The following is a 21,554-nucleotide window of genomic DNA, read 5'->3' on the forward strand; positions in this document are numbered from 1 at the left end:
CAGCGATCAGATTCCCAATTCTGGAAACGAACTGCCTGCCCCTTCGGGGCAAGGGGAACAAGTATTGTGAAGGTTTTCACACCTTAATAATCTAAAAAAACTGTCTTGACATCTTGTAGCACCATATGGTGATTAAAACAGTTGTATAAAGCTTGGTAATCATCTTTAACACCATCACCTACAGCTCCAAACCATTTAACATTAATAGCAGCGTTGTCAGTTACCCTTACCCAGCCATTAAAGAAAATGCCACCATCATTTTTGTTAGATTTAGTTGAGTCGTATACAAACTCACCGCCACCTTCTAAAATACCTTGCGCAACATCATAATGCTTTACGAAAACCCTAGAGCCGTTAGCTGGATTAGAAATAGCTAGCATCTCGCTAATATCTAGTAATCCACTATTGATTTCTTGTTGGTTCATACCTGTTGAATCTTTAATGGCACTCGCTGGATGCGCTCCAGCCGTATCACGACCTGTCAGCTCGTTATGGGTTACAAGCTCAAGCTTCGCCGCTATTCCTGGGGGAATTTTGCCCTTGCTGTTAGACCCTTCGTATACGGCACCAGTAACCGATAAACCCTCTTCCCCGTAAGCCGTTAACGATCCCGGGAGTATGCTGCCCGCCGCTAAGGCCGCCCCAGCTATGCCGAGCGACGACAGCATTGCTCTTCTCGTGAGCAATGGCGGTTTGCCGCTGGAATCCAAACCCTTATCTTCTTGTATTTCATCCATTTCTCGCCGTTCCATCAAGTATGCCGCCTCCCATTTTCAATTGGATTTTTATACCTGTATGCGAAATGTATGCGTTATTACAGTCATTGTAGACGGTTCTTTTTAGAATAACTCGCCAAAATCGATCGTTTGATGAGACAAAAATGTTTTTCTCCGCCGCTAAACAGGCATCGCGTGCAGCCTACGGAACTTCGAGGGATTCATCCGCTCATATTTCGTAAACACGCCGACTTGATCTCGCTCTTTTTCAAATGGCGTCGTCCAACCTTTCAGGGAAAGCTCCATCTGGAATGAATCCGACGTAGTACGCGGAGCCCAATCCCAAACACATCGCCAATGTCCGTTCTTCAAAAAAACAGCATATCTCCATAGGGGGTCGGATGGACAAATTCCAGCGAATGCGGATTTCTTCGAAAGAAGGTCGGATGAATGCGGACGCCATATTACTGGACACTGCCTTCCATTCGGGTCAGTTTGTTGGTCATCTCGAACATCTCATCCCACATCCATCTGTCGCAGGCTGCACGCGATGCCCGTTTAGCGGTGGCAAAAAACATTTTTTTTGACGCATCAAACGAGCATTTTTGGCGAGTTATTCTGAAAAGATCCGTCTACAATGGCTGTAATCGCATACATTCGCATACCGGTATAGAAGCGATTACCAACTTGAAAGTGCTTTTAAACTAAATAACGAAAAGGGTGTCATTCATGCTAAAGCCATCGATTGCGCTCGGAACGGCGGGACTGCTGCTTGTACTCACCGCCTGCTCCGGATCGGGCACGCCGGATGCCAGCAAAGAGGCGGGGGGGACTCCTGCCCAGCACGAGAAAAAAGAACCGATCACGCTTTACTTTTACAACGTCGGCGACAACTTCAACCCCGAAGGCTACTTCGAGGAAAAGTTCGGCAAAACGATCAAGGAGAAATTCCCTCACATTACTCCAGTGCTGATCCCTACCACGACCGGAGCGCTTGACAAGCAGATCGCGACGAACCAGTCGATCGACGTCATTTTCGGCTCTGTCGGCCTCGTCTACAACAGCATCTTTTTGAACGAAATGCAGTACGATATCGAACCGCTCGTCAAAAAATACAGGACGGATTTAAGCCGCTTCGAGCCGCAGGCGCTCGAGATGATCCGGCAAATGAGCGGCGGTAAGCTGTACGCGCTGCCTTTTGACACCGCAGCTTCCGTCATTTACTACAACAAAAACTTATTCGACAAGTTTGGCGTCCCCTACCCGAAGGACGGCATGACCTGGGACGAGCTGTACAACATGTCGGTCAAGCTGACGCGCAACGAAGGCGGCGTCCAATATTACGGCTTCACGATTTCGCCGAATCATTACTTTTTGCGCAACCAAATGTCGCTCAACTTCGTCGATCCGCAAACACTGCAAGTGTCGCTGACGAACGACAACGTCAAAAGCCTTATGGACAACATCGCCCGCTTTTATCAAATTCCCGGCTTCAATCCGGATAAGGCAAAGATGGACAGCTTGACCAAAATGTTTTTCAAGGATCAAGTGTCGGCGATGTGGACGCCGGTGGCCGGTCTGCATGTCGAGGATGCCCTGGCCCCACTCAACTGGGATATCGTCTCGTACCCGAAGATGAACGGCTTTGGGCCACAGCCTTATCCGGTCTTCATGTTCCTGAACGTCGCCAGCAAATACAAGGATGACGCGTACCAGGTGATGGACTTTTTGTCCTCCGAGACGTTTCTAACAGAGAAGGCGAAGGCGGCGACGTTCATCCCGTCGCTGAACAGTGCTAACATTTCGAAAGTATTCGGCCAGGACGCCCCTCTGTACAAAGGGCGCAATGTCGCCGCGATCCCGCTGAAAGATATGGCGAAGCCGTCTCCCCAAAGCAAATATTACTCTGCTGCGACGGCGCAGCTAACGAACGCCTTGCGCGGCATTTTGTACGAGAGCAAAGACGTCAATACGGCGCTTCGGGATGCCGAAGAAGCGGTGAAGAAAACGATCGAGGCGGACAAAAAGAAGTAGCTGCGGAGGCCGAAGGTCGGCGGAAGCGGTTTGAACGTAAAGCGGTAAACAAACATGCCGGAATGGTACCCGGAAACGGGCTCCGGCCGGTATGTTTGTTCTTTCGGGAGAAAAGCCCGGCCAATTGTACCCATTTGCATCCGAAAAAGAGGAAATCCGGCGCTAGCGTCGAACATATTGGCTTTGGCTTTGGAGAATTCTCCACCATTACGTAGATAACACGTTTCTTCGATTGTCGGTCCATGCAGCATCGCGCCATTGGCCATTTATTTGAACGATAATGAGTGTCGCTACACTACTCATGGACAGTCAAATTGGTCTATTATTTTTTGAACGCGCTTACATATCATTATGCTGCATCGTAACTCGAACGACGTGTCATGCGCCACGTTCCAGTAGAATCGTTTTCAAAGCACGGCTGCCCTGTATGACAGCCTCGCCTGGAGTACATGTTCAATCGCATGCCTGTGAAGGAAAGCGTTTCGCTTAGATGGCAGGTACTTTGGCAAAATGATTCACGACTTTGCGGACGCCGCGGATCATCTCGCTATAATTTGATACTATATGGTCACAGGAGTATCTCATCGGAAGATGCGGAGGAATGTGTATGACCACGTTTCCTTTTCTTTGGGAGGACCACTTGCGCCTCGTCTCGTTTCGCAAAGGCAGACTGCCGTTATTTATCCGGCACTATCATAACGCCATAGGCTACTCGAACCATCATCATGAATTTGTGGAAATTTCGCTGATTACTCGCGGACATGGAACCGAGATCATCAATGGGGTCAAGCACCCCCTGAAGCAAGGAAGCATCTCTTTGCTGCTCCCGTATCAATTGCACGCGCTGGAATTCGATGAGAACCAACCCGACGGTCTGCACAAGATCAGCGTCATGTTCGATATGCAGTTGCTATTCCAGACTGATTTCGCTGAAGTCGGCAGATGGATTGTCCAGTTGTCGGACAACATGACTCCGTTTTATGAGCTGGCGCCCGCCGCCTATGAAGCGATTGCCGCTGTGTTGACTGTATTGAACAACGAGTACAACGCCGATCCCGAGCCGATGGGCAAGCAGGGGTTTATGCGTCTCCAGCTGTTGGTAGCGATCTACTTGTACTTTCGCCACCATCCCGGCTTCGCCTCGATGGAGCAGCCTTCTCCCGCGCAGCCGACTGAATGGGATTATGTCAAATACGTCCATACGCATTTCCTGGAGGAACAGTTGTCGCTGGAAAACGTTGCACAGCATTTTGGCGTCAACGTGAATGTGTTTCGCCATACGTTCAAACGTCTCGTCGGCAAAAATTTTCTGGAATATTTGCACGAGTTGCGCGTACGCCGCGCAACCGGCCTGCTCAGCGCCACAAATATGTCGGTGGTGGAAATTGCCTACGAAGTCGGCTTCTCTTCCTTGCGCTCGTTTATCCGTGTCTTCAAAGAAACAACCGGCTTAAGCGCAACCGACTACCGCAAACAGCACACACGTGTGGACGAATAGCACAAAAAAGATGGTGGAACATTCTACTTAGATTACCCCGATAAGAATCTGGCAATTATCCCTGTCGAGGATTGGAGCAACAGACATTTCGACGGATTTTCCATTGACGTCGGCAAACTTATGATCGATAACTAAAATGATTTTGGTTCCTGCTTTTTCACCGATAATCGTTTGGCTGGCCTCATCCCAACGGATGCTAAGTCCTAGCTTCTCGAAAATCGGGCGGAAAGGGACGACCAGCGTACCTTCATCCGTAATAAAAGGCGATACTTCAAAAGTAACAGGTACAGCATCAAGTATAACTTTTATTTGATTCTGGGTCTGCTCTTTTGGAACCTCTTTCGTGATGACGCCTTTTTTCGCGAGGTTATCCAGAATGACAGTCACTTCTTCGCTAAGTGGATTATTGTCAACGATTACGGTTTATAAGTTTCGGATCGTTTCCAATACGGCAATATCCTGAATATTATTGTTATCCAGATACAAATGCTCCAACGTCGGATGGTTTCTCAATGGTTCCAATTCTTGAATCTGATTGCTGCTCACTAGCAGCCACTTCAGTTTTGCCCCCGTCACCGGCGATAAATCTAAAATTTGATTATGGCTTGCAAGGAGGTCTGTTAGCTTTGTTAAATTAGCTATTGGACTAAGGTCTTCGATCTTGTTATTATCAATCACAAGCTTCTGAAGATTATGTAAGCTGCTTATCGGAGAGAGGTCGTGTATCTGATTTTTCGGCTGCTTGCTTTAACTCTGCATGAATAGCTTTTTCCAGTATTCCATCCTTAATAATCGATTCCGCAAATAATGGTTTTGGCGTTAAAATAATCAACATGATACTAAATGCCAATAATCCACTGAAAATTTTCCGCATATTGATTCTCTCCCAATTTCTAAATCTCCTTCAACTACACTAATATACCAATTAATAGAAAAAACTATAGATGAATTATTACTAAAAGGGTCTATCGGGAGTGAATTAACAAAGTCCGGTCCCAGGGAAATCGGCGCAGAGCTTTTTGAACAATCTGGGGGATAAGTTTTTATTTTATCTCTCATAGAGACGGGGTCTAATGGACTGGGTTTCCGCCGATTGCAAAGAAGGTCAATATATATAACAAGGTTTTGATTATATTGTCATTGGTGCAGGAACAACAGTTATGCGCCAAAGAGGCTGTCTGTCGGAGTACTCCGTCGGAGGTCTTTTTTCCGTTATGCTTTTCTTTTATCAGTATTCCTGATGAATCCTATAAGATCACTCTAATTGACCGATACCGCCTGTAGTGGTAGGGTTCAAGAGGGAAGTATAATTTAGATAAGAATACTTGGAATTTATTTCAGTGGATGTTAGGCGAGGTGTATACGTTTGGAACTTCGAGTCACGAACAGTCCCTTTAGTCAGGAGCAGGCCGAACTGCTTAACCGGCTGCTGCCAACGCTGACGGAAGCGCAGCGCAATTGGTTGAGCGGCTACCTCACGGCCTTTCAGGCGGCAGGTTCATCGGCCGTACCGGGTACGGCAGTGCCTGCGGCTGCAACAGGCAGCGGAGCGGCTGTTTCCAAGGAAGCGGCCGTGATTTACGGATCGCAGACCGGCAACTGCGCGGGGCTAGCCAAGAAATTCGCCAAAAAGCTGGAGGAGCAAGGCTTCCGGGTTTCGCTCTCCTCGATGAGCGATTTTAAGACGAACGGCTTAAAAAAGGTTGAAAACCTGTTCATTCTGGTCAGCACCCATGGGGAAGGAGACGCTCCGGACAACGCCGTTACTTTCTACGAATTTCTTCATAGCAAAAGAGCGCCGCGGCTGGAAGGTCTCCGCTTCTCCGTGCTGGCGCTCGGGGATACGTCCTACGAGTTTTTTTGCCAGACGGGTAAAGACTTTGACAAACAACTGGAGGCGCTTGGCGGCGAGCGGCTTGTTCCGCGCGTCGATTGCGACGTCGATTTCAGCGAGAGCGCGGCAGAATGGATGAATGCCGTCCTGGCGAAGCTCGGCGAGTCGGTGGCTGCGCCGATTCAGTCCAACGCGGGTTCGGCGGTTGCCGATACGGAATCGGAATATTCGCGGTCGAATCCGTTCCAGGCGGAAGTGCTCGATAATTTGAACTTAAACGGCCGTGGATCGCAGCGCGAGACGCGCCATATCGAGCTGTCGCTGGAAGGCTCGAACCTGCGGTACGAGCCGGGCGACAGCCTGGGCGTCTATCCGGAGAACCATCCTGAGCTCGTCGACGACTTGATCGAAGCGATGGGCTGGAACGCGGACGAAGCCGTACCCGTAAACAAAAACGGCGAAACACGGCCGCTGCGCGAGGCGCTGCTTCGTCATTACGAAATTACCGTGTTGACGAAACCGCTGCTGGCGCAGGCACTGCAGCTTACCGCAAATGACGGGCTGAAGGAACTGCTGGAGGCGGGACGGGAGCAGGAGCTTAAGGCGTATATCGCGGAGCGGGATTTGCTCGACCTGGTGCAAGATCATTCGCTGAAAGGCGTGCCGGCCGGCGAGTTCGTTTCCATTTTGCGGAAAATTCCGCCGCGGCTGTACTCGATCGCCAGCAGCCAAGCGGCAACTCCGGATGAAGTGCACGTTACGGTCCGGGCGGTGCGCTACGAAGCGCATGGACGCGCCCGCCACGGCGTCTGCTCCGTTCAGCTTGCCGATCGGGTAGAGTCGGGCGATACGGTGCCGGTGTTCATTCAACATAATCCGAATTTCAAGCTTCCTGAAAATCCGGATACGCCGATCATTATGATCGGGCCGGGAACCGGCGTCGCGCCGTTCCGGGCATTTATGGCTGAGCGCCAAGAAACGGGGGCGGCGGGGAAATCGTGGCTGTTCTACGGCGACCAGCGGTTCTCCACCGACTTTCTGTACCAGACCGAATGGCAGCGTCTGCTGAAGGACGGCGTGCTGACACGGATGGATGTGGCGTTCTCCCGCGATACCGAACGCAAAGTGTATGTGCAGCACCGGATGATGGAGAAGAGCCGGGAGCTGTACGCATGGCTGCAGGAAGGTGCGCATGTATACGTATGCGGCGATGAGAAGAAGATGGCGCACGACGTCCATGCTGCTTTGGCGACGATCCTCGAACAACACGGGGATTTGAGCCCGGAGGAAGCCGAATCGTATTTGATCCGTATGCAGCAGCAGAAGCGTTACCAGCGGGACGTTTATTAAAATAGGCTGGGGGTAGTCGCAGCCTCGTTATAGAACAATTGCGAGAGGAGATGGCATGTCATGTCGGACAACAATTTGCTTTCGCCAAAAAGTGCGCCGCACAGCGAAGTAGAGCATATTAAACGGGAAAGCAATTATTTGCGCGGAAGCCTCGAAGAGACGCTACAAGACGTCATCACGGGATCGATTCCCGAAGACGACAATCGATTGATGAAATTCCACGGCAGTTACATGCAGGACGATCGGGACTTGCGGAACGAGCGGCAGAAGCAGAAGCTGGAGCCGGCTTATCAGTTCATGCTGCGCGTACGCGCGGCAGGGGGCGTCGTTACGCCGGAACAATGGCTGATGCTGGATCGTCTGGCGGAGGAGGTTGCCGGCTCGACGATTCGCTTGACGACGCGTCAGTCGTTCCAGCTGCACGGTATTATTAAATGGAACCTGAAAAAAACGATCCGCGAAGTGAACGACGCCCTGCTAAGCACATTGGCCGCCTGCGGAGACGTGAACCGCAACGTGATGTGCAACCCGAACCCGTACCAGTCGGACGTTCATGCCGAGGTGTACGAGTGGGCGCGGCAAGTGAGCGAGCATTTAAACCCGCGGACGAGAGCTTATTACGAAATTTGGCTCGACGGCGAGAAAGTGGTGGACAGCCAGGATACCGAGGCCGAACAGGAGCCGATTTATGGACCGGTTTACTTGCCGCGCAAGTTTAAAATCGGCGTAGCGGTTCCGCCGTCCAACGACGTGGACGTTTTCTCGCAAGATTTGGGCTTTGTCGCCATTGTCGAGGACGGACAGCTGCAAGGCTTCAACGTCTCGGTAGGCGGCGGGATGGGGATGACGCACGGCGATCCGAAAACGTATCCGCAGGTCGGTCAAGTGATCGGATTTTGCAAGCCGGAGCAGATTGTCGACGTGGCCGAGAAAACCGTGACGATTCAGCGCGATTACGGCGACCGCGCGGTGCGGAAGCATGCCCGGTTCAAATATACGATTGACGACCGCGGCATCGACTGGTTTATCCAGGAATTGACGAACCGTCTTGGATGGAAGCTCGAAGAGGCGCGCCCGTACCGGTTCGACCATAGCGGCGACCGTTACGGCTGGGTGAAGGGCAGCAACGGCAAATGGCATTACACGTTGTTCATCCAGAACGGACGGATCAAGGACGAGGAAGGCTACCCGCTCATGACCGGTTTGCGAGAAATTGCCAAAGTGCATTCGGGGGATTACCGGCTCACGGCGAACCAGAACCTCATTATCGGCAACGTATCGGCCCAGAAGAAGAAAAAGATCGAGGAAATGATCAAGGAATATGGGCTGAACGACGGCAAACAGCATTCGGCGCTGCGTAGAAATTCAATGGCATGCGTAGCCCTTCCGACCTGCGGGCTGGCTATGGCCGAGTCGGAACGTTACCTGCCTTCCCTGATCGACAAGATCGAGCCGATGCTGGACGAAGCCGGCTTGCGCGAAGAGGAGATCGTCATCCGGATGACCGGCTGCCCGAACGGATGCGCCCGGCCGATGCTGGCGGAGATCGCCTTTATCGGCAAAGCGCCGGGCAAGTACAATATGTACTTGGGCGGCGGATTCGCTGGCAACCGGCTGAACAAGCTGTATAAGGAAAATATCGGTGAGGCGGACATCTTGGATTCGCTGCAGCCGATCGTGAACCGTTACGCGAAGGAGCGAAACGAAGGCGAGCATTTCGGCGATTTCGTCATACGTACCGGGTACGTGAAAGAAGTCAGCTGCGGGCAAGAGTTCCATTCGTGACTAGCGTTATGTTGTAAACCAGGTCAGACCGTTTCGAGTTTATGTGAGCTTCACTCAGAACCGATTATCCTCGAGAAAAAGGACCTTGGCCTCCCACTTTGCTGTGGAAGCCTGAGGTCCTTTCGTTTAATTTATCGGAAAGTGTATCGCGGAAGTGGCTCTAAATCTCGGTAAACGCCAGTGTCAAAGACGCCGTTAGGCGTTTATCCTTGTAATATCAGAATCTTCAAGCGCTTCACCGTACTAAAGTAAAATGGGGGTTCCCTTACTTGCGTTGTTGCCGTTTATGAGCTTTGAGCGGTTAAGCGGTTTATGCGGTGGGGCCCGGTGGTCGTTCACTCAGATGGGGTTGTTATGGGTTTCGTCAGCGCCAGGGCCACCCCCGGTCTTTCCGTCCTCTCCCCCGCAGCATCCTAACGGACATCACAGCAGCTTACAACCGGAAAAAGCGCAAGTTGGAAGCGTAACGGACATCAGAGCCGCTTACGATGGTCGTAGTCCCCTTTTTAGCAGAATGACTGCCCGATACGTGCCGTGGTGACCGTTACAATGAAAAAGTGCGCCGATTTGACGAATAAGCGGCCGTGATGTCCGTTAGTAAGTCATGTGGTGCTTCTGGTGGGGCTCGGCTCCATCGTGGCTACGATGAGGGCTTGCTCCAGGTTAACACCTCGAAGCTGCCAACTAAACGTGGTTGACCACCGTCATGCGACGCCGAGCACCGCGTGCTGGGAGCTTCATGCGGTGGTTCCCTTACGGCTTTGAATATGCGAGGATTTCCCCATGCGACTTCAAACTCCTGTGGTAGGGTAGGTATAGATTGAAGCTCTCTGTCAGGTGCTTCTTCTTCTTCTTCTTCGATAGTCGCTGGGGATTTCCTTTTCTAAGAGGATGATAGGCGAATTCACCGGTATCCAAGAAACGAAAGCCCGTAAAAAAGAAGAAAAAGCTAACGAACGGAAGCAAACGCACGATGACGTCGGAGATGTGTCAACTATATTTGTTTGACCTGCAAAGAGAACGAGGAAATTCCGCTCAGCGTAGTGCGTGACTTTGATGCCATGGATGATGGAGATCCGGAAGTTCCGCCGCAATTTGATTGCGAAGGTTATGGAGGGAGATGTACCCTGAACATTACAAAGGGGTGCACAGTTACGATTACCGGATCGAAGAACGGTTGAGGTTGAATCAAGTGGAAGGCAGCTCGTAAGAGATCAAAGGGAATGGGTACTGGAGCGGAAAGTTTGGGTGTGAATTTGGCAAGAAACACGCCAAAATCACACTCGGGCCGCATTCGAAGTCGCGTTGTAACCGCCAAACCTAAAAAAGACAACACGACTGAGGGCGAGCGGCTGGAGCCCGGTACCATTCCCTCCCACGCGCTAACGTATGGGTTTGCACGTCAAAGGACCGTCAGGGTGATTCCCCTGACGGTTTTTCTTGACATTGGGACGTTCCCACGCCTTCAAAATTGGAAGTAAATAAACGTGTTCTGCTCGCCCTTCAGGAACAGGATGAGGAACGCCGCCACGGCGGTGTACAGGATCGCGCGTACCGGTGCCGGAAAATATTTGTGCCACCACACTCCCAGCCCGGTGCGATGCTTGTGCAGGAAATACTCAAGGATATGGAGCACGAACAATCCGATAACGATGCCGAGGAACAAGTAGTGACCGTCGAAGTTGAACGCCTGAGGCGTCAGCATCCGCTTGATCAGCGACAGCGCGGTTCTTAGCCCTTCGGCGCGGAACAACACCCAAGCGATACAGGTGATATGGAAAAAGACGATGATGGCGATAAACTGGTAGATCCGGCTTTTGTCCAGAAAGCTGAGCCCCAGCTTTTCCTTCAGCATCATGTACAGCTTGTGCACCGTGGCCAATGCGCCGTAGAACATCCCCCAGGCGACGAACGTCCAGGACGCCCCGTGCCAGATGCCGGAGATCGTCATGGCGATGAACAGGTTCGTGAACTGCCGGACCTCGCCATTGCGTGAGCCGCCGAGCGGAATATAGATGTAGTCCTTGATCCAGTTGGACAGCGTAATATGCCAGCGGCGCCAAAACTCCGTCGGATTTTTGCTCAAATACGGGGTTCGAAAGTTGACGGCCAGTTCCAGGCCGAAGAAATACGCAATTCCGAGTGCCATCTCGCTGTAGGCCGAGAAGTCGAAGAAGATCTGGAACGCGAACAAGTAAGCGGCGATCCAGCCTTCGGCTCCGGTCAAGTTGGCGGTGTTCTGAAAAAACGAATCGACGTGCGGCGTCAAATAGTCGGCGAGTACGACTTTTTTGAATATGCCGAGCGACAAAAAGAACGCCCCTAGCCGCCAATTGTCCGCGCTAAAGCGGATTTTGCGCAAGTTGTCGATCTGGGGCATAAATTCGCTCCCCCGCATAATCGGTCCGGCGACCAAGTGCGCGTAAAACGAGATGAATACCCAGAAATGGAACACCGACTGGGCGGGCTCCCACCGTTTTTTATAGACGTCGACAAGGTAAGCGATCATCTGGAACGTGTAGAACGAAATCCCGATCGGAAGTACGATTTTGAGCAGAAACGAGTTCTCCGTCAGCAGGGATACGCCCAGCCCTTTTTCCACCGAGCGGATGAGAAACGTCGTATATTTAAAGAACAGCAGATTCGCTACGTTGACGATAATCGAAAACCAAAGGAAAAAGCGGCTGTACGATCCGCGCAGCGCTTTGGAGCAATAATACGTGAAGGCGGTCATCGCCAAAAACAAAATCAGGTTGCCGACCCCGGCCACGATATAAAAGACGATGTTCGCTACCGTCAGCATCGGAATCCGCCAGCGCGGAAACGCATAAAACAGCACCAGCGAGACGATCATCAGCGAGAAAAACTCGGGAGTATGGAAGAGCATGGTCGTTCTCCTATCCGATCATAATGTCTATTGGTTCAAATACGGCCACAGCACGTCGGCCAGCTTGGCGTTGCCTTCCGGAGTAAAGTGCGTGTGATCGGAAAAATAGTCGCCTTCGATGACGCCCTCCAGGTTTATATACGTAACCGGCTTGTCCGCCATCATCCGGCTGATCGCGTCCAGGTTCGCCTTGTACCCCGGCTTTTCGACCGAGCTTCCCATCAGATCGTGATTCGTCCCGCTAAGCACGATCCAAGTTTTTTTGCCTTGCTGACGTTCGATGATTTTGTTCAGGAAATAGACGTCCACGTTGTTTTCGGTCAAGTCAAACGGCTTGTCCGTAAAGCTTGCAATGAGGAGCGGATCCTCCAGAAACTCGTTGTAATTCAGCCCTTGCGACTCCTGCCACTCCTTCTTAATATACCAGGCACGGGAATCGTCGAGAGCATCGTCGGGAATCGGCCGGTTCGTAAAGTTCAGCCAGGCGTGATTCAGGTTTTGCCGGAAATAATCTTTGTACCTCATCAGCGACAACTGTGGCAGCCATTCTTCGTGCAGAGCGCGCTGAAAATACTTGTAAGGGTCGTCCGGCGTCTTGAAGTCCGAGCTTTTGAGCTGAGGCAGCACATGCTCGTAAGCGTCGCGGTCGAGGACACGCAGATGCTCGCCCAGCCAAAATACCGAGCGCGGAAAAGGATCCCTCGGAATAAAGGAGGCGTATCGGATGTTAAACAGCAGCTTGTCCGTAGAGATTCCGAACTTCTCCAGCTTCAGATGCATGGTGTAAAGATCCCCGAGCTGCATGGCGGGAAACGATAAATTGTAGACGGTTGGCGCTCCCGGTTTTTGCTGAAGAAATACGTTGACAGCCTGATTGGAGCTGCCCGGACTTCCGTAGAAGACCGAGTCTCCGAGCATGACGATATAATCGCTGCGGTCGTTCCGGTCGATATCTCGTTTGACCTGCTGAAGCACGGCGTCAATGTCGTGCATGTTGTTGTTGTCCAGCATCAGCTTGTAATCCATCCGATTGCTATAAACGTCGGAAAGCGAGAAAGCGTATGGCAGCAACAGCTGTACGGCGATGAAGTAGACAATGAAGTATTTGACGGCTTTCATATCAATTGGTTTCACCCGTTTCCGAAGTCAATATACCTATTTTGTCCGAACATCGATTAGACGTCAACTGTCGACGAAAAGTTTCCTTTTTCATGCAAAAAATAGCCGAAATATGCGAAATGTTCGAGATGCGGCGAATGAAAGCGCAGCGAATTCCCGGGCGGCTTTCGGCAATGGAAACAAGCGGTTTCCGGAGAGGGGATTGCGTAAGAGGTCCCGTCGAATGTATAATAATATCCATTCGTAAGTATAACACGCGCGATGAAGAAGAGGAGTACGCACGACGAAAACGTCAGAGAGCCGGTGGCAGGTGCGAACCGGTGTGGACGTCTTGCCGAATGGACTTCCGAGCGTCCGGACCGAACCGTTGCGGGGATTCCCCCTAAACGTTTAGACTCCGGCGGGACGCCTACCCGATATCCCGGGGCACGGTATCGACAATGCGTGACGCTTGGCAGACTATGGCGCCGGCGCTCTCCGACATTGCTCCGTACCGCTAAAGCGAGTTTGCTCATGAGGCAAACTAATTAAAGGTGGCACCGCGGGCTTTCCGTCCTTTTTATGGGGATGGAAGGCTCTTTTTGTTTTCTAATAAGCGGTCAAATGACTTCGGAGGACGTTTGCTGTACGCAGCGGGACGGCCGCCGGAGAAACCGGAAAGGAGTGTGGTCGCAAATGAGCGATGGCTGGTGGCGGATGGTTCCGGACAAACGGAACGGACGGAAGCAATATGCAAGACTAGGCGCAAAGCGGCTAAGCCGCCATATCGGTAGAGATATATACAAATGGAGGGATTTCAATGACTAGAACGAGTATGATATCGGGCATTCGTCCGACGGGAGAGTTGCATGTAGGGAACTATTACGGGGCGCTGAAAGGGCTTGTGGAGGCGCAGGAGCGATATGAGGCGCGTTATTTTATCGCGGATCTGCATTCGCTGACGACGCATCCGAAACCGGACCAACTGCGCTCCTATGTGATCGAGACGGCGCGCAACTATGTCGCAGGAGGCGTCGATCCGCAGCGGTGCACGCTGTATGTGCAATCGTCGCTGGCAGCGGAGATATGCGAGCTGCATACGTATTTGAGCATGGTGATGCCGCTTGGCGAGCTGATGAGAGTGCCGACGTTCAAAGAGAAGGCGAAGCGGCATCCGGACAATATTAATTACGGGCTCGTCGGATACCCGGTCCTGATGGCGGCGGACATCCTGCTGTTCAAGACGGAGCGGGTCATGGTCGGAGAAGACCAGCTCGTCCATCTGGAGATTGCGCGGACGATCGCCCGGCGGTTCAATCAACTGTACGGGGACGTATTCCCGGAAGCGCAGCCGATTATTGAAAATGCGGGCCGGGTTCCTTCGCTTACCGGGAGCGGGAAAATGAGCAAATCGGACGGCGCTGCGACTTACATCAGTCTGAAGGACGACGGGACGGCGATCGGGGAGAAGGTGCGCAGGACGGTATCCGATCCGTTGCGCGTTTACCGCGAGGAGCCGGGGCATCCGACCGTAGAAGGGTGCAACGTGTTTCACCTGCACTCGTACTTTACCGGCGAGGCGGAGCGGGAGACGATTGCGGAGCAGTGCCGGCGCGCCGAGATCGGCTGTGTCGCCTGCAAAGGGCAGCTGGCCGCCAATCTGAACGCGGTCGTCGAGCCGTTCCGGCTCCGGCACGCCCGTTTAAGCGAAGCGGACGCTGTCGATGTGCTTCGGATCGGACGCGATAAAGCGAGAGAGAAGGCGCAAAGCGTGATCGCCGAGGTGCGCCAGGCGATTGGACTGCTGATGGTGTAGGCATGTGGAGGTTGACTCCGTCATGAAGCGCGATCCCCGCAGTTTCGCGCGGTACGGAAAGCGGAGGTGATCCGGCCGTGATCGTACGCCGTCATGCCTAGGGGGCTGGCGCAGCGCGAGTTGCAGCAGCAACAAGCTGTGATGGGGCGGTAAGCGGGGCAGAATGCGGCCTGTCCGCTGCCGGGCTGTACCAGGCTGGGCTGCGCGTCGGGGATGCGGTGTCAGCCGCCCGCGTGAAAGACGACGGTGCGGACCGGCTCGTACATCGGCGTGCGGCCTAGATGGCTGCGGTACAGGACGATCCGGTCGGCGATCCATGCGAGCGCGGAGCCGTCCGCGTCGTCCGGGCGGAACAGTGCCGCAGGCGCCTCTTCCAGTGCCGGAGCGTCGCCGGTATATTGCCGCGCCAACGTAATATGTGGCGAGTAGGGACGTTTTTCCGGAGGGTAGCCGAGCGCGGCCATCTGCCCTTCAACGTCTGCCTGAAGCCGCCGCAGCTGCTCCATTCCGCCGTCCAGACCGGCCCACAGCACACGGGGGGAATGCGGGAGTCCGAACGTGCCGGCGCCGTGCAGACGAAGCGGGAACGGGTTGCTGCGCCCAGCGACCTTCTCCAGCTCGGTCTCGATGGCGGCGATGGAGGCCGGAGGGACGTCGCCGATAAACGTCAGCGTCAGATGCAAATCTTCAGGGTGCACCCATTTCTTATACGACTGAACCTGTCTGAGCCGGTCCATCGCGTCTGCCGCCTTGTTTTGAAGAGCGGCAGGCAGCGGAACGGCGATAAACAGCCTGTGCATTTCGGATGCTGCGATGATGCTCACCTCTTTTTCTGCCATGGTATCCATAGTTTGGCGTACGTTCAAAAGGAGTATACCTCAAGTGCCCGGGAGTGCATACGGACACCCGGACGGAGAACAAATTTTTTCATTTTAAGACAACTTTCGGACAATTTCGCCCTGCTGTATTGAACGGCTTCCCGAATACTGCTATCATAGCCATATTACACAAACGGAAAAGGTGTGGTAACTGTGACGAAACGGGCATACAACTTTAACGCCGGACCGGCTGCGCTGCCTCTGGACGTGCTCCAGCAAGCGCAAGCGGAGTTCGTCGATTATCGCGGAATCGGCATGTCGATTATGGAAATCTCCCACAGGAGCAAAGAATACGAGCAAGTCAACGATGAAGCTCAATCGCTCTTGAAGGAACTGCTTGGCGTACCGAACGGGTATGAAGTGCTGTTTCTCCAAGGAGGAGCCAGCACGCAATTCGCCATGATCCCGATGAACTACTTGAAGCAAGGCCAAGCGTCCGGTTATGTACTGACCGGAAGCTGGGCGGACAAAGCGCTGAAGGAAGCGAAAGGCATCGGCGAGACGTATGTGGCCGGTACCGGCGAAGCAAGCGGATTCCGCCGAATCCCAGCTCCGAATGAGATTGAGGTTCGCCCGAACGCCGCCTACATTCATATTACGTCGAATGAGACGATTGCCGGCTCCCAATACGCGGAATACCCGGATACCGGCAGCGTGCCGCTGATCGCGGACTTGTCGAGCGATATTTTGTGCCGTCCGGTGGACGTGTCGAAGTTCGACTTTCTGTATGCCGGCGCGCAGAAAAACCTGGGACCGTCCGGGGTTACGGTCGTCATCGCGAAGGAAGACATGCTGAAGGATTCGCCTAAGGGGCTGCCTACGATGCTTCGTTACGATACGCACGCCAAAAGCAAGTCGCTGTATAATACGCCTCCGGTTTACTCCGTCTATATCGTAAGCCTTGTGCTCAAATGGATTAAAGGGCTCGGCGGTCTGGAAGCGATGGAACGGATGAATCTCGACAAAACGAAGCTGATCTACGACGCCATCGACGGCAGCGGCGGCTTCTTCGAGGGGCTTGTCGATCCGGGCAACCGTTCGCTCATGAACATTACGTTTGCGCTCGGCAGCGACGAGCTGGAGAAGAAGTTCATCCAGCAAGCGGAAGCGGCCGGATTTATCGGTCTGAAGGGCCACCGCGACGTCGGCCATATGCGCGCCTCCACGTACAACGCCGTGCCGTATGAGAGCTGCAAGGCTCTGGCCGAGTTTATGCAAGAGTTCCAGCGTCAGCACGGATAAAGGAAGCTTGTTCGGTTGTCCGGGTAAGTCGGGCAGCGGAATTGTGGAACGCAAAAAGCCTGCGAGGATGCGCAGGCTTTTTGCGTTTTGGTCTTTGGCCACCCATGCAATAGCTTCTATATTTTCAACAGAGTCATTCCATACTCATTCGTAACAAAGTTCATGTCAGAATCTCGGGAGACCAGTACCAAATTATCTGTAAAGGCTGTTGCAATGATGAGAGCATCAGGAGTTTTTATTTTTCGACCCTTGCTTCTTTGCTCATTTTGTATGGAGGCTGCTTTTCTTGCAACGGCGGAATCGACAGCGATCACATGCTTAGGGGAGAACAATCGCTCCGCTACTAGAAACTGATTATGTTTTATTCCACTCAATACTTCACATTCTGTAATCGTGGAAAAGTAGATTCTCCGTTTTTCTTCCTGGGCTTGTCGTACCAAACTAACAGCAGCGTGATCATTGTCTAGAATAGCGATGACGATGTTCGAATCGAATAAGTAACCGGACGGATTGTGTGTCACTTTCTCCAGCCCTCACGAGATTCCTGAATGTGCTCTAATAATTCTTGCGCTTCCCCAGGTTTTAGAATTCCAGCTACACTTAAAATGTCATCTACGGAATAATCATCAAAGTCCTCAATGGTTTCGGCCTCGAGATCAATGACAAGCTTTTTGGTGGAAATATTGTTTTCCGATAAAAACTCCCTTAGGTTTCTTACTAGTTGAGGGTGGAGTTTGCGTACCATTGACATGGAGAACCACTCCTTATTCAAAATAAGATGCAAAATCATTACTTGCTTCGACCGTCGCAAGCTTTATTTAAGACCCGAAGCTGAATACTTTCTGCTCGCAAGAAAAACTCCATATATCAAATAGTATACCCGATCATGGAACGAATGGATACGACCGCGTATGCACAGACGAGCCTTATGGCGGACTGCTCATTTCCCGCCGCAGGCCCCCGTCCCGGATGCGAGCACCTGCTGCTTGTACTCGCTCGGGGTGTATCCCGTATGTTTTTTGAACTGCGTGCAGAAGTGCGGATAGCTGGCGAAGCCGATCTGCTCGCAGAGCATATAGTTTTTCAGATCCGGCCTCTGGAGCAGCTGCTTGGCCCGCTCGATCCGCAGCCCGGTCAGATGGTCGATAAACGTCGTTCCCGTATTGACCTTGAACAGATGACTGAAATAGCTCGGATTCATATGAATATGCTCGGCCACCTTGGCGAGCGTCAAGTTATCGTGCAGATGGCTGTGCATATAGTCAAGCGCCTTGCCAATATCCTCGTGCATCACAGGGACCGCGAGGGCGGCCGGTGCGGGAGCGGTGTCCCGGTTCAGCACCTTTTCGAGACAGTCGAGCCAGGCGTTCAGCGTCCCGTTGTCGGTCAGCTCGTTCCAGTCGCTGCGGGTCAGCGGCACACCGGACGTCTCCAGCAGGGCGAGCGTCTGACGGCGAAGCTTACCCGGCTCGGGCCGATCGCTCTCCGCATAGTGGCGGAGCACCTGCAAGCTGCCCGGGACGTCCGCCCGGTGAGGCTGGCGCCACTTCGCGAGCAGCTCGGCTTCCACCTTCGGCCATGCGGCCCCCGACGATCCGACAGCCGGCTTGTTTTCGTAAGCATAATACGGAGCTTCCCTGCCGGGCATATAAAAGGAAAGCTCCGAGGCGGCTTCGGCCTCATGCAGCATGTCCCGCAAGCTCTCGCGCGACGTACGGGAAGAGCTGATCCCGACTACGGCGTCGGCGGAGTAATAGTTGGCGAAAAACCGGTTCAGCCGGGTGACGATATGCTGGACGTCCGACTCGGATTTGGATCTGCTGCCGGAGACGGCGAACGTGCGGATCAGGTAAACGCCGCCGGTGGCGTCAGGGAGCGCCGTCCCTCCGCCGCAATCGGCCGCTACTTCCTGAACGGCCTGGAATAAGGAATACTTCACCAGAGGCGCGTCAGCTTCGGGGTAGCGGGCCAGAAGACGCTTCATATGTAGCGCCGTTACGTACATAACTTGAAGCTGGGTCGGATGATCCGACCGAGCAGCCGAAGCATTTGGCGCAGCCGGATCGCTCCTGTCCGCTGAGTTCGGCTTGACGTGCCCGAACAAATACTCCCAATGCGGATCCGTAATGTGGCTGCCCCGCTGCAAATCCAGCAGAAGCGCATGCCGGATGTCCCAAGCGTGCCGGCTCAGCACCTGATCGGCGAACCGGACCCGGAGGCGGCTCTCGCGCTCCGCCCGGATCGTGTCCCGGCAATTCGCCAGCATCCGCTCCACATCCTGGACGAGCACCGGCGTCTTGAGCACATAAGCGAGCGCGCCCGCATTCAGCGCCTCCTGAGCGTAGGCGAAGTCTGGATGCGCAGTCAGAATCGCGAAGCGGAGTCCCGGGAAATCGGGCTTGGCCGAAACGATCATCTCCAGCCCGCTCATCACTGGCATCGAGATGTCGACCAAGGCCAGATCGGGGCTGTAGGCGGCGCATTTCTCCAAAGCCTGTCTGCCGTTCGACGCCTCCGCCACAACCTTCATGCCGAGCCGCTCCCAGCCGATCTCCTCGCGGAGCGTACTCAGTACCATATATTCATCGTCTACGATCAATACCCGAATGTCCGGAGACGGTTCGTTCTCTTCAAGCTGCATGCCGGGTCCCCTCCTCATACGGAATGATGATTTCTACCGTCGTTCCTCCGCTGTCGACACTATGAATACGCAGTCCGTAGCCTTCGCCGTAATACAGCCGCAATCTTTCGTGGATGCTGAACAGTCCGAGATGGTAATACCCGGCGTGAGCGCCGTCCGGTTTCGTTTGCAGCAGCAGACTGCGCCGGTTGTCCGGTATGCCGATTCCGTCGTCGGAGACGCGCAGCACGATCCGCTCGCCGTCCCGTTCCCCGGTCACGACGATGGAACCGAGCTCGCCTTTGGGCAGAATTCCGTGGAAGATCGCATTCTCCACCAGCGGCTGCAGCGTAAACTTCGGAATCGGGACGTGCCTCACCATCTCGTCGATATCGAAGTCGAGGATGAATTGGCCGGGATACCGGAATTCCATAATCGAAGCGTACCGCTTCACCCCTTCCAGCTCCTCGTCGAACGGAACGAACTCTTCCACCTTATCCAGATGAAAATGCAGCAGCGAGGACAAATTCGTAATCATCGTATCCACTTCCTGCGTCCGTCCGCGCTTGGCGAGATAGCTGATCGAATTGAGCGTGTTGTAGAGGAAGTGAGGCTGGATATGCGTCTGCAGCACCTTCAGCTCGTACATCTTTTTCTTAATCTCGGTTTGAACGACCGAGTCCATAAGCTGGCTGATTTTGACGACCATCCGGTTAAAGGAGACGGCCAGTATGCCGAATTCGTCGTTCCGCCGACTATCGATCTGCGTCTGAAAATCGCCTGCGCTCACTTTTTTCATCTGAGGGACGAGCTGCTTAAGCGGTTTGATCATATAACGGGCCAAATAGTACGACACGACGATCGACAACACGAGTCCGGCCAAGCCGATCAGAATCGAAAACGCCTTCATAAAAGCGAGCGATTTGGCCAAAAAGCTGTCGTTCAAAATGAGGATGACCTGCCAGCCCCAGATGTTGCTGTTCGCCCGGGAGATATGCAGCGGGTTTCCTTGCTCGTCCTCCGCCTGCCACGAGTTCACGTTATGCTCCAGCGAATCGGCGGGGAGCCCGGCCAGCGAATACGATTTGGCGAACACATCGTACTTCACGTAAGGCGACCGGACCGAGAGCGGGCGGTTCGCCCGGCTTAGCAGCAGAAGGGATACTTTGGAGCCCAGGTATTCGTCCTCGTAAGCGGCGAGAATCGATTCCAGATCCAGATCGGCAGCGAGGATCGCGGGAGACTCGCCCTCCGCCATCGGGAGTTTGACCGCGATCGTGACGGTATAATCCGATACCGGGGAGAAATAAGGTTCGGTCCACACGACCGGCGAATCGCCAGCCGTCAAGCCGAGATGCACGCTGCGGATGTTCTCCGAGGAGGCGATATCCCACAGCGCCCCGGACGTGCCGAGCACGTGTCCGTCCGAGCTGAACACGTACAAATTTTTAATATCTTTCCACTGAAGCCGGTACTGCTCCAGCAGTTGTACCGTCCCATCGGGCTCCAGTCCCGCCAGCCGCCGGTCCCGGGCGATGAACTGCAAGTCTTTTTGCAAATTTTTCATGAATTGATTGAGGAAATAATCGGTCCGCTTGAGCGCATGGGTGACGTAGGACGTCTGCTGGCTCGCGAACTGGCCGGATACGTAATGCTGGGAGACGGCGACGAGCAGCAGCACGAGCAGCGATATGGAGATGAAGCAAAACGTAAACAATTTAACCGACAAGCTGCCGAACAGACCGCGGATCATGGGCATCCCCCCGTCTCGATTCTATTAAAAATTATAGCACGCT

The 21,554-nt window shown here is 53.4% G+C and carries 17 protein-coding genes and 1 other annotated feature; of the genes, 6 read left to right on the forward strand and 11 right to left on the reverse strand.

The annotated features are described in order from the left end of the window. Positions 1-83: 83 nt before the first annotated feature. Positions 84-755, reverse strand: coding sequence for a hypothetical protein (locus PV433_RS25210; protein WP_332074794.1), 672 nt, complete (start codon positions 753-755; stop codon positions 84-86). A gap of 690 nt (positions 756-1,445) precedes the next feature. Here PV433_RS25210 and PV433_RS25215 point away from each other — a divergent pair. Both PV433_RS25215 and PV433_RS25220 read left to right on the forward strand, forming a co-directional pair. Then, positions 1,446-2,750: an ABC transporter substrate-binding protein gene (locus PV433_RS25215; RefSeq protein WP_332074795.1), complete on the forward strand. Its 1,305-nt coding sequence runs from the start codon at positions 1,446-1,448 to the stop codon at positions 2,748-2,750. A gap of 607 nt (positions 2,751-3,357) precedes the next feature. Beyond that, positions 3,358-4,248 carry an AraC family transcriptional regulator gene (locus PV433_RS25220; RefSeq protein WP_332074796.1) on the forward strand — a complete coding sequence of 297 codons (891 nt, stop codon included), beginning with the start codon at positions 3,358-3,360 and terminating at the stop codon, positions 4,246-4,248. A 27-nt stretch (positions 4,249-4,275) separates the two neighbouring features. Here PV433_RS25220 and PV433_RS25225 read toward each other — a convergent pair whose 3' ends face one another. Genes PV433_RS25225 through PV433_RS25230 form a run of 3 tightly spaced genes read right to left on the reverse strand, consistent with a single transcriptional unit; the run spans position 4,276 to position 5,122 of the window. Continuing rightward, entirely contained in the window at positions 4,276-4,635 is a 360-nt protein-coding gene (locus tag PV433_RS25225; protein WP_332074797.1) for a copper amine oxidase N-terminal domain-containing protein, read from the reverse strand. Between the two features lie 36 nt (positions 4,636-4,671). Continuing rightward, positions 4,672-4,974 (reverse strand): leucine-rich repeat domain-containing protein, encoded by a 303-nt coding sequence (locus tag PV433_RS34215; protein WP_442951575.1) that lies wholly within the window; start codon positions 4,972-4,974, stop codon positions 4,672-4,674. Continuing rightward, positions 4,940-5,122, reverse strand: a complete 183-nt coding sequence (locus PV433_RS25230) for a hypothetical protein (protein WP_332074798.1) — start codon at positions 5,120-5,122, stop codon at positions 4,940-4,942. Before PV433_RS25230 ends, PV433_RS34215 begins: the two co-directional genes overlap by 35 nt. A 492-nt stretch (positions 5,123-5,614) precedes the next feature. Here PV433_RS25230 and PV433_RS25235 point away from each other — a divergent pair, with 492 nt between their 5' ends. Next, positions 5,615-7,432: an assimilatory sulfite reductase (NADPH) flavoprotein subunit gene (locus PV433_RS25235; protein WP_332074799.1), complete on the forward strand. Its 1,818-nt coding sequence runs from the start codon at positions 5,615-5,617 to the stop codon at positions 7,430-7,432. 60 nt (positions 7,433-7,492) lie between these two features. Further along, the gene (gene cysI, locus PV433_RS25240; RefSeq protein WP_332074800.1) at positions 7,493-9,217 is read left to right on the forward strand and encodes an assimilatory sulfite reductase (NADPH) hemoprotein subunit; all 1,725 of its coding nucleotides are present in this window, start codon (positions 7,493-7,495) and stop codon (positions 9,215-9,217) included. A 1,465-nt stretch (positions 9,218-10,682) separates the two neighbouring features. Here the strand turns inward: cysI and PV433_RS25245 are convergent. Both PV433_RS25245 and PV433_RS25250 read right to left on the reverse strand, forming a co-directional pair. Beyond that, entirely contained in the window at positions 10,683-12,104 is a 1,422-nt protein-coding gene (locus PV433_RS25245; RefSeq protein WP_332074801.1) for an MBOAT family O-acyltransferase, read from the reverse strand. A gap of 27 nt (positions 12,105-12,131) precedes the next feature. Beyond that, positions 12,132-13,223, reverse strand: coding sequence for a hypothetical protein (locus PV433_RS25250; RefSeq protein WP_332074802.1), 1,092 nt, complete (start codon positions 13,221-13,223; stop codon positions 12,132-12,134). 252 nt (positions 13,224-13,475) lie between these two features. After that, positions 13,476-13,784: a binding site (T-box leader), on the forward strand. 238 nt (positions 13,785-14,022) lie between these two features. Between PV433_RS25250 and trpS the strand changes: the two genes are divergently transcribed. After that, the gene (gene trpS, locus PV433_RS25255; RefSeq protein WP_332074803.1) at positions 14,023-15,018 is read left to right on the forward strand and encodes a tryptophan--tRNA ligase; all 996 of its coding nucleotides are present in this window, start codon (positions 14,023-14,025) and stop codon (positions 15,016-15,018) included. 221 nt (positions 15,019-15,239) lie between these two features. Here trpS and thpR read toward each other — a convergent pair whose 3' ends face one another. Further along, positions 15,240-15,842, reverse strand: a complete 603-nt coding sequence (gene thpR / locus PV433_RS25260; protein WP_332074804.1) for an RNA 2',3'-cyclic phosphodiesterase — start codon at positions 15,840-15,842, stop codon at positions 15,240-15,242. A 207-nt stretch (positions 15,843-16,049) separates the two neighbouring features. On the opposite strand from thpR, the gene serC reads away from it, so the two are divergent. Then, entirely contained in the window at positions 16,050-17,138 is a 1,089-nt protein-coding gene (gene serC / locus PV433_RS25265; protein ID WP_332074805.1) for a 3-phosphoserine/phosphohydroxythreonine transaminase, read from the forward strand. Between the two features lie 116 nt (positions 17,139-17,254). Here the strand turns inward: serC and PV433_RS25270 are convergent, their stop codons facing one another. The 4 genes from PV433_RS25270 to PV433_RS25285 form a co-directional block, all read right to left on the reverse strand. Next, complete coding sequence (locus PV433_RS25270; protein WP_332074806.1) at positions 17,255-17,659, reverse strand: type II toxin-antitoxin system VapC family toxin; 405 nt, start codon at positions 17,657-17,659, stop codon at positions 17,255-17,257. Beyond that, the gene (locus PV433_RS25275; RefSeq protein WP_332074807.1) at positions 17,656-17,889 is read right to left on the reverse strand and encodes a hypothetical protein; all 234 of its coding nucleotides are present in this window, start codon (positions 17,887-17,889) and stop codon (positions 17,656-17,658) included. The genes PV433_RS25270 and PV433_RS25275 overlap by 4 nt, the downstream gene beginning before the upstream one ends. A gap of 189 nt (positions 17,890-18,078) precedes the next feature. Next, positions 18,079-19,779, reverse strand: a complete 1,701-nt coding sequence (locus tag PV433_RS25280; RefSeq protein ID WP_332074808.1) for a response regulator transcription factor — start codon at positions 19,777-19,779, stop codon at positions 18,079-18,081. Continuing rightward, the gene (locus PV433_RS25285; protein WP_332074809.1) at positions 19,769-21,511 is read right to left on the reverse strand and encodes a sensor histidine kinase; all 1,743 of its coding nucleotides are present in this window, start codon (positions 21,509-21,511) and stop codon (positions 19,769-19,771) included. Before PV433_RS25285 ends, PV433_RS25280 begins: the two co-directional genes overlap by 11 nt. Between the last annotated feature and the right edge of the window lie 43 nt (positions 21,512-21,554).

The organism is Paenibacillus sp. GYB004, from assembly GCF_036577605.1.
GTDB classification, from domain to species: domain Bacteria; phylum Bacillota; class Bacilli; order Paenibacillales; family NBRC-103111; genus Paenibacillus_AB; species Paenibacillus_AB oceani.